General features: G+C 68.1%; 18 protein-coding genes. 12 read left to right on the top strand and 6 right to left on the bottom strand.

Annotated features, from left to right (window positions below):
* Positions 1-17: 17 nt before the first annotated feature.
* Positions 18-560, top strand: a complete 543-nt coding sequence (locus tag ACFXQA_RS06155; RefSeq protein WP_394518915.1) for a MarR family winged helix-turn-helix transcriptional regulator — start codon at positions 18-20, stop codon at positions 558-560.
* A gap of 93 nt (positions 561-653) precedes the next feature.
* Positions 654-1,139 carry a hypothetical protein gene (locus ACFXQA_RS06150; protein WP_394518914.1) on the top strand — a complete coding sequence of 162 codons (486 nt, stop codon included), beginning with the start codon at positions 654-656 and terminating at the stop codon, positions 1,137-1,139.
* A gap of 39 nt (positions 1,140-1,178) precedes the next feature.
* Here ACFXQA_RS06150 and ACFXQA_RS06145 read toward each other — a convergent pair whose 3' ends face one another.
* Together ACFXQA_RS06145 and ACFXQA_RS06140 are read right to left on the bottom strand one after the other, a co-directional pair.
* Positions 1,179-2,225: a sensor histidine kinase gene (locus ACFXQA_RS06145; protein ID WP_394518913.1), complete on the bottom strand. Its 1,047-nt coding sequence runs from the start codon at positions 2,223-2,225 to the stop codon at positions 1,179-1,181.
* A complete protein-coding gene (locus tag ACFXQA_RS06140; RefSeq protein ID WP_394518912.1) occupies positions 2,206-2,904 on the bottom strand; it encodes a response regulator transcription factor in 699 nt (232 codons plus the stop codon). Before ACFXQA_RS06140 ends, ACFXQA_RS06145 begins: the two co-directional genes overlap by 20 nt.
* A 234-nt stretch (positions 2,905-3,138) precedes the next feature.
* Between ACFXQA_RS06140 and ACFXQA_RS06135 the strand changes: the two genes are divergently transcribed.
* From ACFXQA_RS06135 to ACFXQA_RS06100, 8 genes are all read left to right on the top strand, one after another.
* On the top strand, positions 3,139-4,263 hold the full coding sequence (locus ACFXQA_RS06135; RefSeq protein ID WP_394518911.1) for an acyltransferase family protein: 1,125 nt from the start codon (positions 3,139-3,141) through the stop codon (positions 4,261-4,263).
* Positions 4,206-5,048: a GDSL-type esterase/lipase family protein gene (locus ACFXQA_RS06130; protein WP_394518910.1), complete on the top strand. Its 843-nt coding sequence runs from the start codon at positions 4,206-4,208 to the stop codon at positions 5,046-5,048. The genes ACFXQA_RS06135 and ACFXQA_RS06130 overlap by 58 nt, the downstream gene beginning before the upstream one ends.
* A gap of 58 nt (positions 5,049-5,106) precedes the next feature.
* Entirely contained in the window at positions 5,107-5,982 is an 876-nt protein-coding gene (locus tag ACFXQA_RS06125) for a methylenetetrahydrofolate reductase (RefSeq protein WP_394518909.1), read from the top strand.
* Positions 5,983-6,019: 37 nt separating this feature from the next.
* Positions 6,020-6,895: a formyltetrahydrofolate deformylase gene (purU, locus tag ACFXQA_RS06120; RefSeq protein WP_394518908.1), complete on the top strand. Its 876-nt coding sequence runs from the start codon at positions 6,020-6,022 to the stop codon at positions 6,893-6,895.
* Positions 6,896-6,948: 53 nt separating this feature from the next.
* Entirely contained in the window at positions 6,949-8,352 is a 1,404-nt protein-coding gene (ligM, locus tag ACFXQA_RS06115) for a vanillate/3-O-methylgallate O-demethylase (protein WP_394518907.1), read from the top strand.
* Positions 8,353-8,464: 112 nt separating this feature from the next.
* Positions 8,465-9,061: a PadR family transcriptional regulator gene (locus ACFXQA_RS06110; RefSeq protein ID WP_394518906.1), complete on the top strand. Its 597-nt coding sequence runs from the start codon at positions 8,465-8,467 to the stop codon at positions 9,059-9,061.
* Complete coding sequence (folE, locus tag ACFXQA_RS06105) at positions 9,058-9,645, top strand: GTP cyclohydrolase I (protein WP_394518905.1); 588 nt, start codon at positions 9,058-9,060, stop codon at positions 9,643-9,645. Before ACFXQA_RS06110 ends, folE begins: the two co-directional genes overlap by 4 nt.
* 292 nt (positions 9,646-9,937) lie before the next feature.
* Positions 9,938-10,597 carry a GntR family transcriptional regulator gene (locus ACFXQA_RS06100; protein ID WP_394518904.1) on the top strand — a complete coding sequence of 220 codons (660 nt, stop codon included), beginning with the start codon at positions 9,938-9,940 and terminating at the stop codon, positions 10,595-10,597.
* Between the two features lie 48 nt (positions 10,598-10,645).
* Here the strand turns inward: ACFXQA_RS06100 and ACFXQA_RS06095 are convergent, their stop codons facing one another.
* The 4 genes from ACFXQA_RS06095 to ACFXQA_RS06080 form a co-directional block, all read right to left on the bottom strand.
* Positions 10,646-11,386, bottom strand: coding sequence for a VIT1/CCC1 transporter family protein (locus tag ACFXQA_RS06095; RefSeq protein WP_394518903.1), 741 nt, complete (start codon positions 11,384-11,386; stop codon positions 10,646-10,648).
* Between the two features lie 182 nt (positions 11,387-11,568).
* Positions 11,569-12,267, bottom strand: coding sequence for a hypothetical protein (locus ACFXQA_RS06090; RefSeq protein ID WP_394518902.1), 699 nt, complete (start codon positions 12,265-12,267; stop codon positions 11,569-11,571).
* A gap of 120 nt (positions 12,268-12,387) precedes the next feature.
* Positions 12,388-12,783: a hypothetical protein gene (locus ACFXQA_RS06085; protein WP_394518901.1), complete on the bottom strand. Its 396-nt coding sequence runs from the start codon at positions 12,781-12,783 to the stop codon at positions 12,388-12,390.
* Positions 12,784-12,879: 96 nt separating this feature from the next.
* Positions 12,880-13,341 carry a hypothetical protein gene (locus ACFXQA_RS06080; protein WP_394518900.1) on the bottom strand — a complete coding sequence of 154 codons (462 nt, stop codon included), beginning with the start codon at positions 13,339-13,341 and terminating at the stop codon, positions 12,880-12,882.
* A 192-nt stretch (positions 13,342-13,533) separates the two neighbouring features.
* Here ACFXQA_RS06080 and ACFXQA_RS06075 point away from each other — a divergent pair, with 192 nt between their 5' ends.
* Both ACFXQA_RS06075 and ACFXQA_RS06070 read left to right on the top strand, forming a co-directional pair.
* The gene (locus ACFXQA_RS06075) at positions 13,534-15,435 is read left to right on the top strand and encodes a heavy metal translocating P-type ATPase (RefSeq protein ID WP_394518899.1); all 1,902 of its coding nucleotides are present in this window, start codon (positions 13,534-13,536) and stop codon (positions 15,433-15,435) included.
* Positions 15,432-16,100, top strand: coding sequence for a hypothetical protein (locus ACFXQA_RS06070; RefSeq protein WP_394518898.1), 669 nt, complete (start codon positions 15,432-15,434; stop codon positions 16,098-16,100). The genes ACFXQA_RS06075 and ACFXQA_RS06070 overlap by 4 nt, the downstream gene beginning before the upstream one ends.
* The last annotated feature ends 4 nt before the right edge of the window (positions 16,101-16,104 follow it).

Genomic DNA, 16,104 nt, shown 5'->3' with positions numbered 1-16,104 from the left:
ATGACGGAAGGATCCGCATGCCGAAGGGCACCACCTCGACGAGAGTTCCCCTCGGGGACAGCGATCTCATCACCGAACCCCTGAGTCAGACGATCGATCCGGAGAATTTCACCCCGCGATTGATGGCGCTCCTCTCGAACGCCCTCGTGTGGCGCGAGTCGCATCAGCTGCGCCGTCGTTTCGGTCTCGGGACGAATGACTGGCGCGTCATCTCGGTGCTCGGAATCAAGCCGGGCGCGTCGGCAACCGAGGTGACGGAGTTCATCGGCGTCAACAAGGCCGTGGTGTCCAAGAGCGTGACCGCCCTGTCCGAACGCGACCTCATCGCGCTCGTCGACGGCCCCCGCGGCTCGCGGCCGCTCTATCTCACGGCCGCCGGAGCGGAGATGCACGCCGCGATGATGCCGATCTCGGTGAGCGGGCAGGATGTGATCCTCGACGGCATGCCCGCCGAGGACGTCGCCGCGCTCAACACCCTGCTCCGCGACATGATCGAGAAGGTCCGCGAGGCGGATGCGGACGAAGCCGACGAACTCGAGACCGCGGGCGCCCGAGCTTGAGGCCCGCGGTTGTGGAGGGATCGGGCGCCGGGGGTGGATGCGCACAGACCGAAGGCCCATGATGGGGGAATGCTGGCCCCCTGCTATGTGATCGTGATCGATCGTTCCCCCTTCGAATACCTGCTCACCGACATCGTTCACGAGGTCGTCGGGGCAGGGGAGGCCGTGGCTCTTCTGGGCGTCGACCGACCCGCCGCCGAGTACTCCCGCGACTTCGGAGCAGAGATGGCTTTCGGCCCCGACGACGCCGCGGCCACCGTCCTCGCCCTGGTCAACAGCCGCACCCTGCTGCGACTGGTCGCGGGCGACACCGACGAAGGCGTCGAGCTGCTCCGCACCGCGCTCCGCGAGAAGACCCCCACCCTCTTCGCGGTGGGCGACGACGTGCCGACGACGCAGCTGAACGAGGCGCAGTGGGCCGAGGTCGCGGCGTTCCTCTCGACAACGGAAGCGAAATGGCTCTCGGTACCCGACGGCACGATCGGGCCGGCCGCCGCCGCATCGCCTCCGCCCCGAGAGGTCGACCTCGGGCCGGGTCTCGACCCACCCCGCTGGGCAGACCCCTGGTCGTGGGGGTAGCCGCGCGCATGCCGCCGGCTGCGCGGTATCGTGTCGCGGTCACCCGTGCGCCGAGGTCGGCGCGGCGAAGGTGACGATGACCCTGAGGCCACTCGGGCGGCCGGCCTCGATGACGACCCTCGCGCGGTGCGCGTCCGCGATCGCCCTGACGAGGGCCAACCCGAGACCGTGTCCCCCGGCCGTGCGCAAGCGAGCCCGGTAGAAGGGCTCGGCCAGGAGCGGTACGACATCGTCGGGCACGACCTCGCCCGAGTTCTCGACGGTGAGGATCACCCGACCGTCGATCGCGGATTCGACCGCCACCCTCACCCACCCTCTCGGGGTGTTGTGCACGACGGCGTTGCGAACGAGGTTCGACACGAGGTTCTGCAGCAGCCGCCGGTCGCCCGCGATCGGGGTGGGCGGCAGATGCAACGTCACGTCGAGGGAGTCCTGGCGCACTTCGTCCTCGACGGCCGCGCGGACCAGCTCGGAGAGATCGACCTCGTCGTCCCCCTCGACCTCCTGGCCCTGGGCGAGATCGAGGAGCGCCCCCGTGGTCGCGCTCATCGACTCGACGGTGAGCAGCAACCTCTCGTGCGTCTCCCGCGTCTGCGGCGAGAGGTCGCCCTTCAATTCGACCTGCAACATCGTCTTCATCGTCGCGAGCGGTGTGCGCAGTTCGTGCGAAGCATTCGCGGCGAAGAGTGCCCGGCTCGCGAAGGCGGCCTCCAGGCGCGCGAACATGACGTCGAAGGTGTCGGAGAGGGATCGGATCTCGTCGACCGGCCCTGTCATGTTCAGCCGGGTCCCCAGAGTCGTCTCGTCCACCGCTCTCGCAACGGTGTTCAGGCGCTGGAGGGGACGCAGCATCCGGCCGGCCACGAACCAGCTCGCAAGCGCTCCCACCGCGGCAACGACGAGAACGGTCACGGCAGCCACCTGGTAGAGCGTGTCGACCAGAGCGCCGTTCATGACGCTGATCGTGATCCTCACGGCGACGATCATCGCCAGACCGGTGCTGAGGATCAGGGCGCTGTAGGTGAGGCTGAGTCGGGCCCGGATGCTGAGGCCCGCCGAGCGACGCTCAGAAGCCGACGGTGGCACCGACACCCCCCTGCGGGTCGCTGTCGGCGATGCGGTACCCCGCGCCGGAGACGGTCTCGATGGGAGTCGGGTCGCCGAGCCGTTTGCGCAGCGTGGAGATCGTGATGCGGACGGCATTGGTGAACGGATCCGCGTTCTCGTCCCAGGCCTTCTCCAGGAGCGTCTCCGCGCTCACGACCCCACCGCGCGCCTCCATCAGCACTGCCAGCACCGCGAACTCCTTCCGACTCAGGCGCACGTACCGTCCACCTCGGAAGACCTCCCTCCGGAAGGGGTCGAGCGAGATGCCCGCTTGTTCGAGGACAGGGGGGCGTGCGACGGTGCCCCGCCGGTGCAGCGCGTGCAGTCGCGCGACGAGCTCCTCGAAGTCGAAGGGTTTGGCGAGATAATCGTCGGCGCCGAGCTCGAGACCGGCGACCTTCTCGGCGAGAGTCGACGCGGCGGTCAGCATGAGGACGGAAGGCGCACCGGGCGTGCGCGCCAGACGCGCACAGATCTCATCGCCGTGCACGATCGGGATGTCGCGGTCGAGAACGATCGCGTCGTAGCTGTTCGCCGCGATCTTCTCCAACGCCTCCGCGCCGTCCCGGGCGATGTCCGCAGCGAACGCCTCCAGCCGGAGTCCCCGCTGCATGGCATCGGCCAGGAAGCCCTCGTCCTCGACGATCAGTACCCGCATGCCTGCTCCGCTCCTGCGTCTGCGTGCAGCGCACTCCGTTGCCGGATGCCGCACGATCATCCGAGTCAACCCGATCGGTTGTTGCACCCTCGTTCGGACAAACCCATACGTTTTGCACAGGTCACCCGCCCGCCGCCACCGCTATGGGAAAGATAAGCGCTTTCCCGAACGACGTCGCAACACGCCCAGGTCTTGTCTGGATGATGCCGCACCGAGCGGCCATCGGAGGTATCCATGCGACCGACCATCGACCGGGCGACATCCACGCCGGTGCTGCCCTCCCTCACTGGGCTGCGCTGGGTTGCGGCGCTCGTCGTCTTCGCCTTCCACGTCCGCAACGCGGGGTACTTCGACGTAGACGGCGGGCGCGTGATGACAGCCCTCTTCGGGGCCGGCGCCACCGGCGTCTCACTGTTCTTCGTGCTCTCGGGGTTCGTGCTCGAGTGGGCCTCTCGATCGGGGCGCGACACCAGCATCCCCTCGTTCTGGCGTCATCGCATCGCGCGCATCTATCCGCTGCACGTCGCGACGCTTGCCCTCGCCCTCGTTCTCGCCGCAACGGTCGTGCCCTCGATCGCCACGACCGACCCCTGGGCGGTGCTCTCGAATCTGACCCTCACAAGCGCGTGGAACCACGAATGGTGGCAGTCGGGTAACCCTGTGAGCTGGTCGTTGGTGTGCGAGGCGTTCTTCTACCTCGTCTTCCCGTTCGCCGCTCCGCTCGTGCGCAGGCTGGAGCGCACGCCACTCGTCCTGTCGCTGATCGCCGCCGTCCTCATGGTGATCGCGGGCCCTCTCGTATCGCAGACGCTGTCGTTGCCGATCTCGGCAGCGACCTCCCCCGTGATGCGGCTTCCGGAGTTCGTCTCCGGCATCCTTCTCGCCCGTCTCTTGCGCAACGGATGGTGGAGCGGACCGGCGCTGCCTCCGGCGATCGCGCTCACCGCGGCGGGGTACGGCGCGGCCCTGACCTGGCCAGATTCTGCGGGGGCGTTCTCGGGATTCACCATCGTCGGCTTCTGCCTGCTCATCGCCGCTCTCGCCCGCACCGACTTCGAGGGTGCACCGACGGCACTCGCTTCGCGCACTCTCGTGCAGCTCGGGACGCTCTCTTTCCCGTTCTACCTCGTGCATCTGCTCGTGATCCAGGCGATCGCGGCCTTCTATCCGCACTCGCGGCCCTCGCTCGAGACTCCGGAGGCGCTGGCCCTCACGGGTCTGGCGCTGGTCGTCGGGTTGGGGAGCGCCTGGGCGCTGCACCGGGTGATCGAGGTTCCGGGCCACCGACTGATCCTCACGAAGTGGACCGAGAACGCACCCGCCCGCACCCCGCGACCGGCGCTCGCGCGGACGGCGTGACGATGCGCTTGACCCCTGCCACGACCTTGGTGCTCCTCCACGTCGTCGTGGTGGCGATGATGGTCGCCCTGGCGGTGGGAGCACCCCCTGCCACGCCCGCAGAACCGCCGACACCGACCCAGGTTCTTCGGTCACCACCGGGCGCCCCCGTGACGGTGGTGATCGGGGCGTCGATCTCGGCCGGTCACCGCGCGACCCCCGGAGGCGCGTGGCCCGACATCGTGCAGAAGCAGCTCACCGCGGTGGGCTCGCGTGTGAGGGTGGTAAACGCCAGCATCGGCGCGACCCGGCTGCTCACCAGCTACCCCGACCTGCCCGGCAGTCTCTCTCGCGAGGTCACCGACGGACTCGCCGTAGACGGGGTGACGGAGCTCATCCTCGCCGACGTGATCAACGACGTGCAGGGGGAGCCTCACGAGTACGACGCCGAGCGCATCGCGTCCGGCATCGCGGAGTTCACGCGCGTGGCCCATGCCGCCGGCGTTCGCGTCACCGTCCTGACCCTCACCCCCTACGAGGGCTCGGAGAACTACGAGCCGGCGGGCGAGACGACCCGCCAACGGGTCAATGCGGCGATCCGTACGGGCCAGCTGGCCGACCAGGTCGTCGATGCCGATCGGACCCTCGCCGATCCTGCGCACCCGAGCCGGCTGCATCCGGACTATGACTCGGGCGACCACCTGCATCCGAACGACGCGGGCCAGCGCGCGCTCGCCAGTGCCGTCGCCGGTTCATCGACGCGGGCGCCAGGAATACCTCTTGCCATTACCTATCAACATAGGTAACGTCCCTCTTGGAGGCGCAACGAAGCACTCCCCCTGAGAGCGGAAAGGACCTCGATCAGTGGCACACACAACTCCCGCGGGCGACAGCGCAGCATCCATTCGCCTCGTTGAAGGCTTCTCACTCGAGATGACCGGCAAAGACATCCCCGGCCTCGAAGAAGCACGGCACAGCATTCCCGCCGGCACTAAGATCAACGTGACGTTCCTCGGCAACGAAGACCTCGAGATGCGCGTCGCCGCATCGAAGGCCGTCGCCGAGATGGGCTTCATCCCCGTGCCCCACATCTCGGCTCGGCGGCTCTCGTCTTCGGCGCAGCTCGAGGAGTACCTCGACCGCCTGCAGCAGGTCGGCGCCAGCGAGCACGTCTTCGCCGTCGGCGGCGACCCGGCCGAGCCCGAGGGCCCCTACCCCGACGCGCTCTCGGTCATCCGCTCGGGCCTCCTGCAGAAGTACGGCACGGTCGACGTCTCGATCGCGGGGTACCCCGAGGGCCACCCCGACATTCCGAACGATGTGCTGTGGCGCCACCTCGAAGACAAGTCGAACGCCCTGAAAGAGCAGGGTCTGGATGCTGTCATCCTCACCCAGTTCGCCTTCGACACCGACCCGGTCACGGCATGGGTCGACAGCGTGCGCGAACGCGGCATCACCTCGGAGATCCGCATCGGCACACCGGGGCCCGCGGGCATCAAGCGGCTCATCGGCTTCGCCCGCCGCTTCGGTGTCGGCGCGAATGCGATGATCGTGAAGAAGTACGGGTTCTCGTTGACCAACCTCATGGGAACGGCGGGGCCCGACAAATTCGTGACCGACCTCGCCGGCGCCCTCGCGCAGAACCCCGCATCGGGGGATGTCAAACTGCATTTCTACACGTTCGGCGGTCTGAAGGCGACGTCCGAGTGGGCCCGCGACTACCTCGCGGCTCGTTCCTGAGACGTCGTCCGACGACCGAGGCCTGAGGAGAAACCGCATGTCACTGCACACCGCCGCCCTTCGCGATCACGCCTGCCTGATCGTCCACGGTCCTGACCAGCCCGGGCTCGTCGCTGCGGTGACGGCGCTGATCACCCGCCACGACGCGAACATCGTCTCGTTGGACCAGTACTCCGACAACCCCCAGGGCGGCGACTTCTTCCAGCGCGTGGTGTTCCACCGGTCGAACCTCTCGGCCGCGATGCCCGAGCTCGAAGCCGACTTCACCGAAACCCTGGCGCCGTACGCCATGACGTGGAAGCTGACCGACCAGTCGGTGCCGAAGCGCATGGCGATCCTCGCCTCGACCAGCGACCACTGTCTGCTCGAGCTGCTGTGGCGCCACCGCCGGGGCGAGCTCAACGTGACGATCCCGATGGTGATCTCCAACCACACCAACACCGCAGAAGACGTGCGGTCGTTCGGCATCCCGTTCTTCCACGTTCCTTCGTCGGGCCCCGACAAGTCGGCCGCCGAGGCCGAGATCCTCAAGCTCCTCGCGGGCAACGTCGACTTCGTCGTCCTCGCCCGGTACATGCAGATCCTCTCCGACGACTTCATCACGGGCGTCGAGGTGCCGGTGATCAACATCCATCACTCGTTCCTTCCCGCCTTCATCGGAGCCGGCCCGTACAAGAAGGCCAAGGAACGCGGCGTGAAGCTCATCGGCGCCACCTCGCACTACGTCACGAAAGACCTCGACGAGGGCCCGATCATCGAGCAGGACGTCGCTCGGGTCGACCACTCCCATTCGGCAGCCGCGCTGCAGGCCCGGGGCGCCTACGTCGAGCGCGCGGTGCTCTCGCGCGCGGTGCAGTGGCACGCCGAAGACCGCGTCATCCGGCACGGCAACCAGACCATCGTCTTCACCTGACCCAGACGCCTCATCCGAGGCATCGCCCGAGAGAACAGAGAGGTTCACACTCCATGGCTGACAACCTGCAAGGACTGCTCGACCAGACAAACCCGGTCGAGATGCTGCGCAATTCGCAGATCGGTTCGTACATCTACCCCGTCGTGCCCGCCGACTTCCAGAACTGGATCAAGGAGCAGCAGGCATGGCGCAACACCGCCGTGCTGTACGACCAGTCGCACCACATGGACAACGTGTTCCTCAAGGGTTCCGACGCGATCAAGCTCATCAGCGACACCGCGATCAACTCGGTGGCGAACTTCGCGGTGAACAAGGCCAAGCAGTACGTGCCCACGACCTCGTCGGGCCACGTCATCGGCGACGGCATCCTCTTCCGTGAGGCAGAGGACGAGTACACCTACGTCGGCCGCGCCCCCGCGTCGAACTGGCTGATGTTCCACGCCGAGACCGGCGGCTACTCGAACCTCGACCTTACGGTCGACCGTCGCTCACCGTCGCGCCCGTACGGCGCCCCCGTCACGCGTCAGTACTACCGCTTCCAGATCCAGGGCCCGAACGCCTGGGCGGTCATCGAGAAGCTCAACGGCGGCCCGCTCGAGAAGCTCGGCTTCTTCAACATGTCGACGATGACGATCGCGGGCAAGCAGGTGCGCACCCTCCGTCACGGCATGGCCGGTGCCCCAGGCCTCGAGATCTGGGGCCCCTACGCCGACCACGGCGCGATCCGCGACGCGATCGTCGAGGCGGGTGCCGAGTTCGGTCTCGTCGCCGTCGGCTCGCGCGCGTACCCCTCGAACACGCTCGAGTCGGGCTGGATCCCGTCGCCCCTCCCCGCCATCTACACCGGCGAGCCCGAGCGGGCGTACCGCGAGTGGCTGGGCACCGACAGTTACGAGGCCACCGGCACGCTCGCCGGTTCGTTCGTCTCCGACGACATCGAGGACTACTACCTCACCCCGTGGGAGCTCGGCTACGGCTCGTTCGTGAAGTTCGACCACGACTTCATCGGTCGCGACGCGCTCGAGAAGATCGACCCCGCGAGCCAGCGCAAGAAGGTCACCCTGGCGTGGAACGCCGAAGACCTCGCCGGCGTCTGGGGATCGCTGCTGAACGTCGACGGTCCGAACTACAAGTTCTTCGACCTGCCGCTGGCGAACTACGGCTCGGCGAACTACGACTCGATCGTCGACGCCGACGGCACGAACGTCGGCTTCTCGATGTTCACCGGCTACAGCGCCAACGAGAAGCGCGGCCTGTCGCTCGGCGTCGTGAACCCCGACGTTCCCGAGGGCACCGAGCTCAAGGTCATCTGGGGCGAGCCCGACGGCGGTACGTCGAAGGCATCGGTCGAGAAGCACGAGCAGACCGAGGTGCGGGTCGTGGTCAGCCCGGTTCCGTACTCCACCGTCGCCCGGTCGACCTACCAGGGCGGCTGGCGCACCGGCTACAACGACTGAGCGCGAGCGTCCGAGGGGCCTGGGCGAACACGCCCGGGCCCCTCGCCGCACCCCGATGTCGTCGGCGGGTAGCGTCGGGACCCGGCGAACGGCCACGAACGGAAGGATGGGGATGAGCCTGCGATACGCGCTTCTCGCACTCGTGCGGGTAGGTCCGCAATCCGGCTACGAGCTGCAGAAGCAGTTCGCCGTCTCGGTCGGCCACGTCTGGCACGCGCCCGACTCGCAGATCTACCCCGAGCTGCGGCGCATGGAGGTCGAGGGATTGCTCTCGAGCGAGGAGCAGACCCGCGGCGAGCGCGGCACGCGCAAGATGTACCACATCACCCCCGCCGGGGAGCAGGCGTTCCTCGACTGGATGGCCTCGCCACCCGACTACCAGCGCGTGCGCGACCCCGCGCACCTTCGCGCGGCCTATCTCGAATCGGCCACCCCCGCGCAGGGTCGCGCCTTCCTCCGCGCGCACGTCGCGCAGTGGGAGGGCGAGCTGGAGCAGTGGGAGGGCGAGCTGCGCCGCATCGACGCCGTCGACAACCCGATGCTCGTGCGCCGGTTGGCGGTCACCGCCGACGAAGACCGCGCGCGCACCATCGCCTACAAGAGATTCGCCTACGAGGGCCTGGTCGAGCGTGCGCTCGGCGAGATCCAGTGGGCACGCAGCGGGCTCGGTCTGATCGACCGGCTCGAAGGTGCCGAGGAGGCCCCATGACCATCACGACCCCCACCCGCGTCGACCGCGCCCGCGCCGTCTCTGCGGTCCGAGAGCTGCTTCTGGCCGTCGGCGAAGACGCCGACCGCCTGGGCTTGCTCCGCACCCCCGAGCGGGTCGCGGACCTCTTCCTCGACCTGTTCTCGGGTCTCGGCGTCGACCCCGCCTCGGCGCTGGGCGCCCCGGTCGCTCTGACCGAGAACGAGCAGCCGGGCGAGCTGGTCGGGCTCACCGGCATTCCGTTCCGCTCGGTGTGCGAACACCACCTGCTGCCCTTCCAGGGAACGGTCGACGTCTACTACGCCCCGAGCCGGCACATCGCCGGCCTCAGCCGCATCGCGACCCTGGTCGAACTCGCCGCCCGCCGCCCGCAGCTGCAGGAGCGCCTCGGCCAGCAGATCGCCGATGCCCTCATGGCGGTGCTGCAGCCGCACGGCGTCGCGGTGCGCATCGAGGCCGCCCACGGCTGCGTCGCGCACCTCGAGCCCAGCGCCGCCTCGGCGCGCGCGGTGACCGTCGCCACGGTCGGGACGATCCCGGATGCGACCTGGCGGCTCGCCGCGAGCACCCATCCCGCGGCCTGACGCCGCAGCATCCGCCCCCTCCCTTCTCCCGCGCCCCCCTGCCCCTCTCCCGCGCCTCCCCTCTGCCCCTCGCCCTCGTCCCGCGCAGCAGCGGAGGAGAATTCCGTTTCGGAGGAAAGGATGCGGCGCGCTCGCCCTCCGAACGCGAATACTCCTCCGAACGTGCAGCCCGTCGCCGCGCGCGGACGGCATCCAGAGGAATGTCGTCGAGAATGGCGCCCGGATCGGTGACAATGGTGCCAACGCCCGCCGCGGTCACCCGCGCGGACCCTCTCACAGAGAGTGTGGACCCATGACCCTCATGCCCGTCGCCGACGACGCCGACGTCGTCAGCCGGTCGGCTATCGACCAGCAGATCCGCGAAGCCATTCTCGGCGGCGAGTTCGCCCCGCACCAGCGCCTCATCGAGGCCGATCTGAGCGCCCGGTTCGACGCGACGCGCGCGGCCGTTCGCACCGCATTGCTCACTCTCGCGAGCGAGGGGCTCGTCGAACGACTACCGAACCGCGGCGCGCGTGTGCGTGCGATCAGCGTCGACGAGGCGGTCGAGATCGTCGAGGTGCGTGTCGGCCTCGAATCGCTCTGCGCCCGCAAGGCCGCCGAGAACGCCGACGCCGACGACATCGCCTGGCTTCGCGACCTGCGCGGCCGCATCGAGACCGCTGTCGCCACCGGCGACCTCGTCGAGTACTCGCGGCTGAATCAAGAGATGGACCGTCGCCTGCGTGAACTCAGCGGGCACGCCACCGCCACCCAGCTGCTCGAACGGCTGCGCGCCCAGTCGGCCCGCCACCAGTTCCGCCTCGCGTTCGCGCCCGGCCGCGCCGCGCGGTCGGCCCCCGAGCACATCGCGATCATCGACGCCGTGATCGCGGGCGATGCGGATGCTGCGGAGGCCGCGACCCGCACCCACCTCGCGGGCATCGTCGACGTGCTCCGCACCCTCGACTGACCCGGCACGGAACCTGACGACCGCGACGCCGGACGGCACCGCGCGGCTTTATACGATGCCCGTCGTGCCGAGGAGCGTCCCGACGCCGAACGTGGCAATCAGGGCCAGCGCTCCTCCGACGACGACGCGAAGGGTCGCGACGATCGCGCCGCTTCCGCCGAGGCGGGCTCCGATCGCCCCGGTGGCGGCGAGAGCCACCAGCACGACCACGAAGGTGACCGGCACTCGGGCGGTGTCAGGGGTCAAGAGGATCGCGAGGAGCGGAAGGATTCCACCGACGAGGAAGGCGAGAGCGGACGCACCCGCCGCGTGCCAGGGACTCGCGACGTCGGCTTCGTCGATGTTCAATTCCATCGAGAGGTGGGCCTTCAGCGAATCCTTCGCCGTGAGCTCGATGGCGACTTGTCGAGCAGTCTGCGACGACAACCCGCGAGCCTCGTAGAGTTCCGCGAGTTCGACGAGTTCGCCGTCCGGATCATCGCGCAGCTCGACCTTCTCCTTCTCGATGAGGGCACGCTGACTGTCGCTCTGACTGCTCACCGAGACGTACTCGCCCAGGGCCATCGAGATCGCTCCCCCGACGAGAGCGGCGGAACCCGCGGCGATGACGGCAGCCGTCGACGAACCGGCGCCAGCGACACCGACGACGATCGCGGCCACGGAGACGATTCCGTCGTTCGCGCCCAGCACCCCGGCACGCAACCAGTTGAGCCGGCCGGCGAGGCTTCCCGAGTGCGGCTCGGGCCGCGACTCGAACGCAGACCCCTCGGGCAAGGACGTGTCAGACATGGTGCTCCTCCCGCGAGGGATATAGAGAGAACGACCGGGGCCGGCCACCCGATGGCGGCGCAACTGATTCCACTCTCTGCGCGCTGCGCGCGCCAGGGGCGTAGGTCCTGATCGAGGGGGGGTATCGTCCTGGTCGTTATGACGTGCACGCAGCGACGCGTTCGCGGTTCGTGAGCGCGCCCTTAGGTCGCGAGCCGGTGCCGAACGAGACGAGCTGCGGTGCCCGACAGAAGAAGCAGCATCCCCAGACCGACGGTAGGGACGAGCATCGCTACCTCCGCGCCGGATTCCGCCAAGACATCTTCTCCCGTGGGGGGCACGATCTCGGCGACACCCTCGTCTTCGACCGGCGGGGTGGACGAGGCAGACGGCGACGGACTCGGAGCGTCCGAGCCGGGGGGCGTCGGTACAGGCTCGGCGACGTCGATCCCTGCGGGGATGACCCGAGTAACCGTCTCACCGGGAAACTGTGCACCGCCCGTCGTCAGAATGCACGTCGCCTCGACGACGACCTCTGCACCACGTTCGGGCTGCTGCGCCACCAGCCACTCCGAGATGAGCTCCAATGAGATCTCTGCGACTCCGGTCGCGGGAATCGGGACGGCGGGCTCCAAGAGGATCGGCGTTTCGGTCGAACCGCCCCCGGTCGCGAATCGCAGGCGAGCGGCGAAACGCACGGATTCGCCCGCGCCACACCCGGAAATAGCGATCGAGAGCGAGCCGTCAACGCCGTCGGCGACGCTGAGCCCGGCGACCGTCAGGCCGTCGGGAATGGTCATCACCGCTGTCGGGCCCGGCAGCGCGCGCTCTGAGGTATTCGCCAGCGACGCGAGGGGGAGACTGACGAAGACGGCGACCGCAACGGCCGCTCCCATTGCCACAACGGCGTGTCTCAACATGCAGGGTCCCCCTGTTTGGCCTCAGTCTTGCACGCTGATCACTTCGGCCTTGACCGCTGCCGGCCGACCCCTCGGACTTCGTTGCCCGTGGGGTGCGTGAACTCACCGATCCTCGGAAGACCCATCCCCTGACGCCGTCGACGCGCCGCTCGTCGTTGAGTCCTCACTCAACTGTGCACGGTCTTCGGCAGAAGATTCGCGGTCGGTCTTCGAATCGGCGCGGTCGCGTGCGGCGGCGCGACGTTCTCCCTGACCGGGGTACGCGCCGTCGGCCTGAGTGAACGCCTCCCGGTCGGCGACTCTTGCGCGCTCGTCCGAGACGGCGTCTCGCGCCGTAGCATCCTCGTCACGCTTGTCCGCATCACTGAGGATCTTCTTCACTCGATGACCGTGACGAGTTCGATCGAGATCATCCGCCTCGTCCTTCGAGAGCCTCCGAACCTCGGACTCCACTTCTTGGTCGGCTCGGTGGTTCGGGGTATCGGCAGACATCTCCATAGCCCCAGTCAACACCGCAGTGCCGCCGCGGTCGACCTACGTTCACCGCGGAGCGCGGAAGTGAGACGCGGCGTTCACGACGGTGCGGGGGGAAGTTCATCGCGGCGCTTTTCCGGGGCTGCGGGCGCCCGGACGGGGGTCTGACCAGGTGCGAGAAGGGTGGAGGATGCCGAGCAGCAACAGCACCAGGGCTATTTCCCCGATACCGAGACCGAGGAAGACGACCTGCAGCCAGGAGTATCCGGTGATGGTCACCTCGACGAAGATCCAGATGGTCATCCCGAACCCGGCCACCGCCGCCGCGAGAAGACCGTATGAACGTCGACGTTGCGTACTGATCGCGGCGAACCCTTGGGTCCCTCCGACGACGACGCCGAGGATCAAGCCCGGGATCACGTAGGAGTCGAACGGGGTCGCCTCGAGATACTCCAGCGGAACACCAGCGCCGTTGACCACTACGCCCAAAGCTCCACCCACGAGAGCAGAGATCGCTCCGAAAGCAAGGAGTCCGAGAAGTGCGCGGGTCAGAAGGGCGTGGCTCTCGTGCACTCTTCGCATATCTCGATGCTCGTCGCGCAGGCAGAAAGCGCGTAGGGCCGAAGGTCCTCGCACCGGTGGCGCCTCACCGATGGGCGCGTGTGAGACCTCGGCGGTTCCGAATCCGCTCACCGAAGGGGACCAACGGCCCTGTCTCCGGCCGCCAGCTGTTGTCACAGTGGATGGAAAGACGAGTACCTCGGAGGCTCCACCATGACATCCCGCGCGATACTCGCCCGCTACCCTCTGGTGACCACGACGGTGGCCGTCGGGGCGAGTGCCGGCGGTTTCCTCGCTGCGGGCCTCCCCGCAGCGGCCGCCGTGCTCGTCGCGAGTTACTCGCTCGTGATAGCCGGGCTCGAACTGGTGAAAATGGTCGCACGGCTCCGGCAGCACGTGATCGGGGTGGACCTGCTGGCGGTGATCGCCATCGTCTCCACGGTGTGGGTCGGCGAATATCTCGCCTCACTGATCATCGTTCTCATGCTGACCGGGGGTGAAGCGCTCGAAGACTTCGCCCAAGCACGCGCCCAGAACGAACTCCGCTCCCTCATCGACCGTGCACCCCGTGCGGCGCACCTGATCACAACCGCGTCCGACGGGTCGCAAACGATCGACGAGGTGCCTGTCGATGGCGTCGCCGTGGGTGACCTTCTGCTGCTCAGGCCCTCTGAAATCGTGCCGGTCGACGGGCTGCTCTCCGCCGCGGTCCCTTCGGCGGAATTCGACGAGTCGACGCTGACCGGCGAGAGCCTTCCGGTGGAACGGCACGGTGGGCAACTCCTGCTGAGTGGATCGATCAACGGCCCCACCGCGGTGACGATGACCGCGACGACGGATGCGGCGCACAGCCAGTACCAAAGCATCGTGCTGCTCGTGAGCGAGGCCTCGTCTCATCCCGCCCCGGTCGTGAGGCTTGCTGACCGGTTCGCACTCCCGTTCACCGCCGCTGCGCTCCTGATCGGCGTGGTGGCGTGGGCGCTCTCGGGCGACCCCGTGCGGTTCGCGCAAGTGCTCGTGCTTGCGACACCCTGCCCGCTCATCATCGCGGCGCCGATCGCCTTCATGGCGGGGATGAGTCGGGCGGCGCGCGCGGGCATCATCGTGAAGGGAGGAGCCATTCTCGAGGCTCTCTCGCGAACTAGGAGCGTGGTGTTCGACAAGACCGGAACGCTCACGGAGGGCAGGCCTTCGATCTCGACCATCCGGGTCGAGGACGGGTTCTCCGAACGCGAGGTGTTGCGGCTCGCGGCGTCGGCTGAGCAGTACTCGAGTCATGTGTTGGCGGAATCGATCATGGCCCACGCTCGTGCCCGAGACCTGGCGCTCGAGTCGACGGACGATGCTCAAGAGGTGGCCACCGCGGGGGTGAGGGCGAGGTTCAGATCAGGCCAGGTTCTGGTGGGAAAGTTGTCGTTCGTGCTCTCCCAGGCGCCGACGGCACACGCTTACCCCCTGGCCGCCGGCGAGTTGGCGATCTACGTCTGCGTCGATGGCCGGTTCGCGGGTGCGATCATCGCGCAGGACCCGCTCCGCGCGAACGCCGTGAGCACCATCGCCGAACTGCGACGGCTCGGCGCCGAGCGCATCGTCATGATGACAGGAGACGCGCGCACGACCGCGAACGCGATAGCGGCTCAGGCCGGGATCACGGATGTACGGTCGGGGTGCCTCCCGGCAGACAAAGTCGCCGCCGTGATCGGTATGACCGAGCGTCCGGTCGTGATGATCGGAGACGGGGTCAATGACGCGCCGGTCCTCGCTGCCGCCGACGTGGGTATCGCGTTGGGAGCCCGCGGCGCGACCGCAGCGAGCGATTCAGCCGACGTCGTGATCCTCGTCGATGATCTTTCCCGCGCAGCCGCCGCGGTGTCGATCGGAAAAGACAGCGTGCGCATCGCGTTGCAGAGCATCTGGATCGGCATCGTCCTGAGCATCGCGCTGATGCTGGTCGCCGCCTTCGGCGTCATCCCGGCTGCCGTCGGCGCCGGCACTCAAGAGGTTGTCGACCTCATCTGCATCCTCAACGCGCTCCGCGCCCTCCGCCCGCCGGCCAGGCGGTTCGCATCCGGGCGCCCGTCCTCGGCACCGGAGAAACTCGAGACGAGTCGATGAAGACGTCATCGAGCGCGTCGACCTACCTGAACCTCGCACTGGCGGCGTTCGCGCTTCTCGGCCTTGAGCTCGTGCTCGTCGTCGTAGAGCCTTACTTGCCGGTTGAACCGGGAACCGTCCACGCCGCGCTGACGCACTGGCTCATCACCACGCTCGTCTGGGCAAGCGGCGCGGTCTCCCTTGTCGCCTGGGCTCGTCGACGCACGGACTTCTTCGTGTCGCCCCCGGTTCGCCTGCCCGTCTCCCCTGCACGGTGGTCAGCGATCGGGGGGCTTGTCGTGCTCACGGTTGCCGGACAGCTCATGCTGCGAGGAGGCGTTCTCGCGCCCGTTGCCGAGCACGGCGCCCTGACGGAACGGTTCGGTGACGCCGGGACGGTGGCCTGGATCGCACAGGTCGTCTACTACGTCGCAGAACTCGGGGTCATGGCGTTGATCGTCGCGTTCGGACAGCGCGCCGGCGAGATCCGATTCGGCCGCACCCGCGTCCCGTGGGGTGGCATGACCCTCGGGGTCACCTGGGGTCTCGTCCACTTCCTCACCCAAGACGCGGCGACCGGCGTGTACGGAATCGTGCTTTCGCTCATCATGGGCACGATCTACGTCCTCGCCGGCCGACGCCTACGCCTCACCCTTCCGATACTGCTCGCGCTCTTCCTCATCTGAACGA

This window comes from Microbacterium shimangi, from assembly GCF_043556445.1.
Classification (GTDB): Bacteria; Actinomycetota; Actinomycetes; order Actinomycetales; family Microbacteriaceae; genus Microbacterium.
This window is presented reverse-complemented; position numbering and strand designations above follow the sequence as displayed.

Coding starts and splice junctions, on each gene's coding strand:
- ACFXQA_RS06155 (WP_394518915.1), top strand. CDS start 18: ATGCCGAAGGGCACCACCTCGACGAGAGTTCCCCTCGGGGACAGCGAT.
- ACFXQA_RS06140 (WP_394518912.1), bottom strand. CDS start 2,904: ATGCGGGTACTGATCGTCGAGGACGAGGGCTTCCTGGCCGATGCCATG.
- ACFXQA_RS06135 (WP_394518911.1), top strand. CDS start 3,139: ATGCGACCGACCATCGACCGGGCGACATCCACGCCGGTGCTGCCCTCC.
- purU (WP_394518908.1), top strand. CDS start 6,020: ATGTCACTGCACACCGCCGCCCTTCGCGATCACGCCTGCCTGATCGTC.
- ligM (WP_394518907.1), top strand. CDS start 6,949: ATGGCTGACAACCTGCAAGGACTGCTCGACCAGACAAACCCGGTCGAG.
- ACFXQA_RS06110 (WP_394518906.1), top strand. CDS start 8,465: ATGAGCCTGCGATACGCGCTTCTCGCACTCGTGCGGGTAGGTCCGCAA.
- folE (WP_394518905.1), top strand. CDS start 9,058: ATGACCATCACGACCCCCACCCGCGTCGACCGCGCCCGCGCCGTCTCT.
- ACFXQA_RS06100 (WP_394518904.1), top strand. CDS start 9,938: ATGACCCTCATGCCCGTCGCCGACGACGCCGACGTCGTCAGCCGGTCG.
- ACFXQA_RS06095 (WP_394518903.1), bottom strand. CDS start 11,386: ATGTCTGACACGTCCTTGCCCGAGGGGTCTGCGTTCGAGTCGCGGCCC.
- ACFXQA_RS06085 (WP_394518901.1), bottom strand. CDS start 12,783: ATGGAGATGTCTGCCGATACCCCGAACCACCGAGCCGACCAAGAAGTG.
- ACFXQA_RS06080 (WP_394518900.1), bottom strand. CDS start 13,341: ATGCGAAGAGTGCACGAGAGCCACGCCCTTCTGACCCGCGCACTTCTC.
- ACFXQA_RS06075 (WP_394518899.1), top strand. CDS start 13,534: ATGACATCCCGCGCGATACTCGCCCGCTACCCTCTGGTGACCACGACG.
- ACFXQA_RS06070 (WP_394518898.1), top strand. CDS start 15,432: ATGAAGACGTCATCGAGCGCGTCGACCTACCTGAACCTCGCACTGGCG.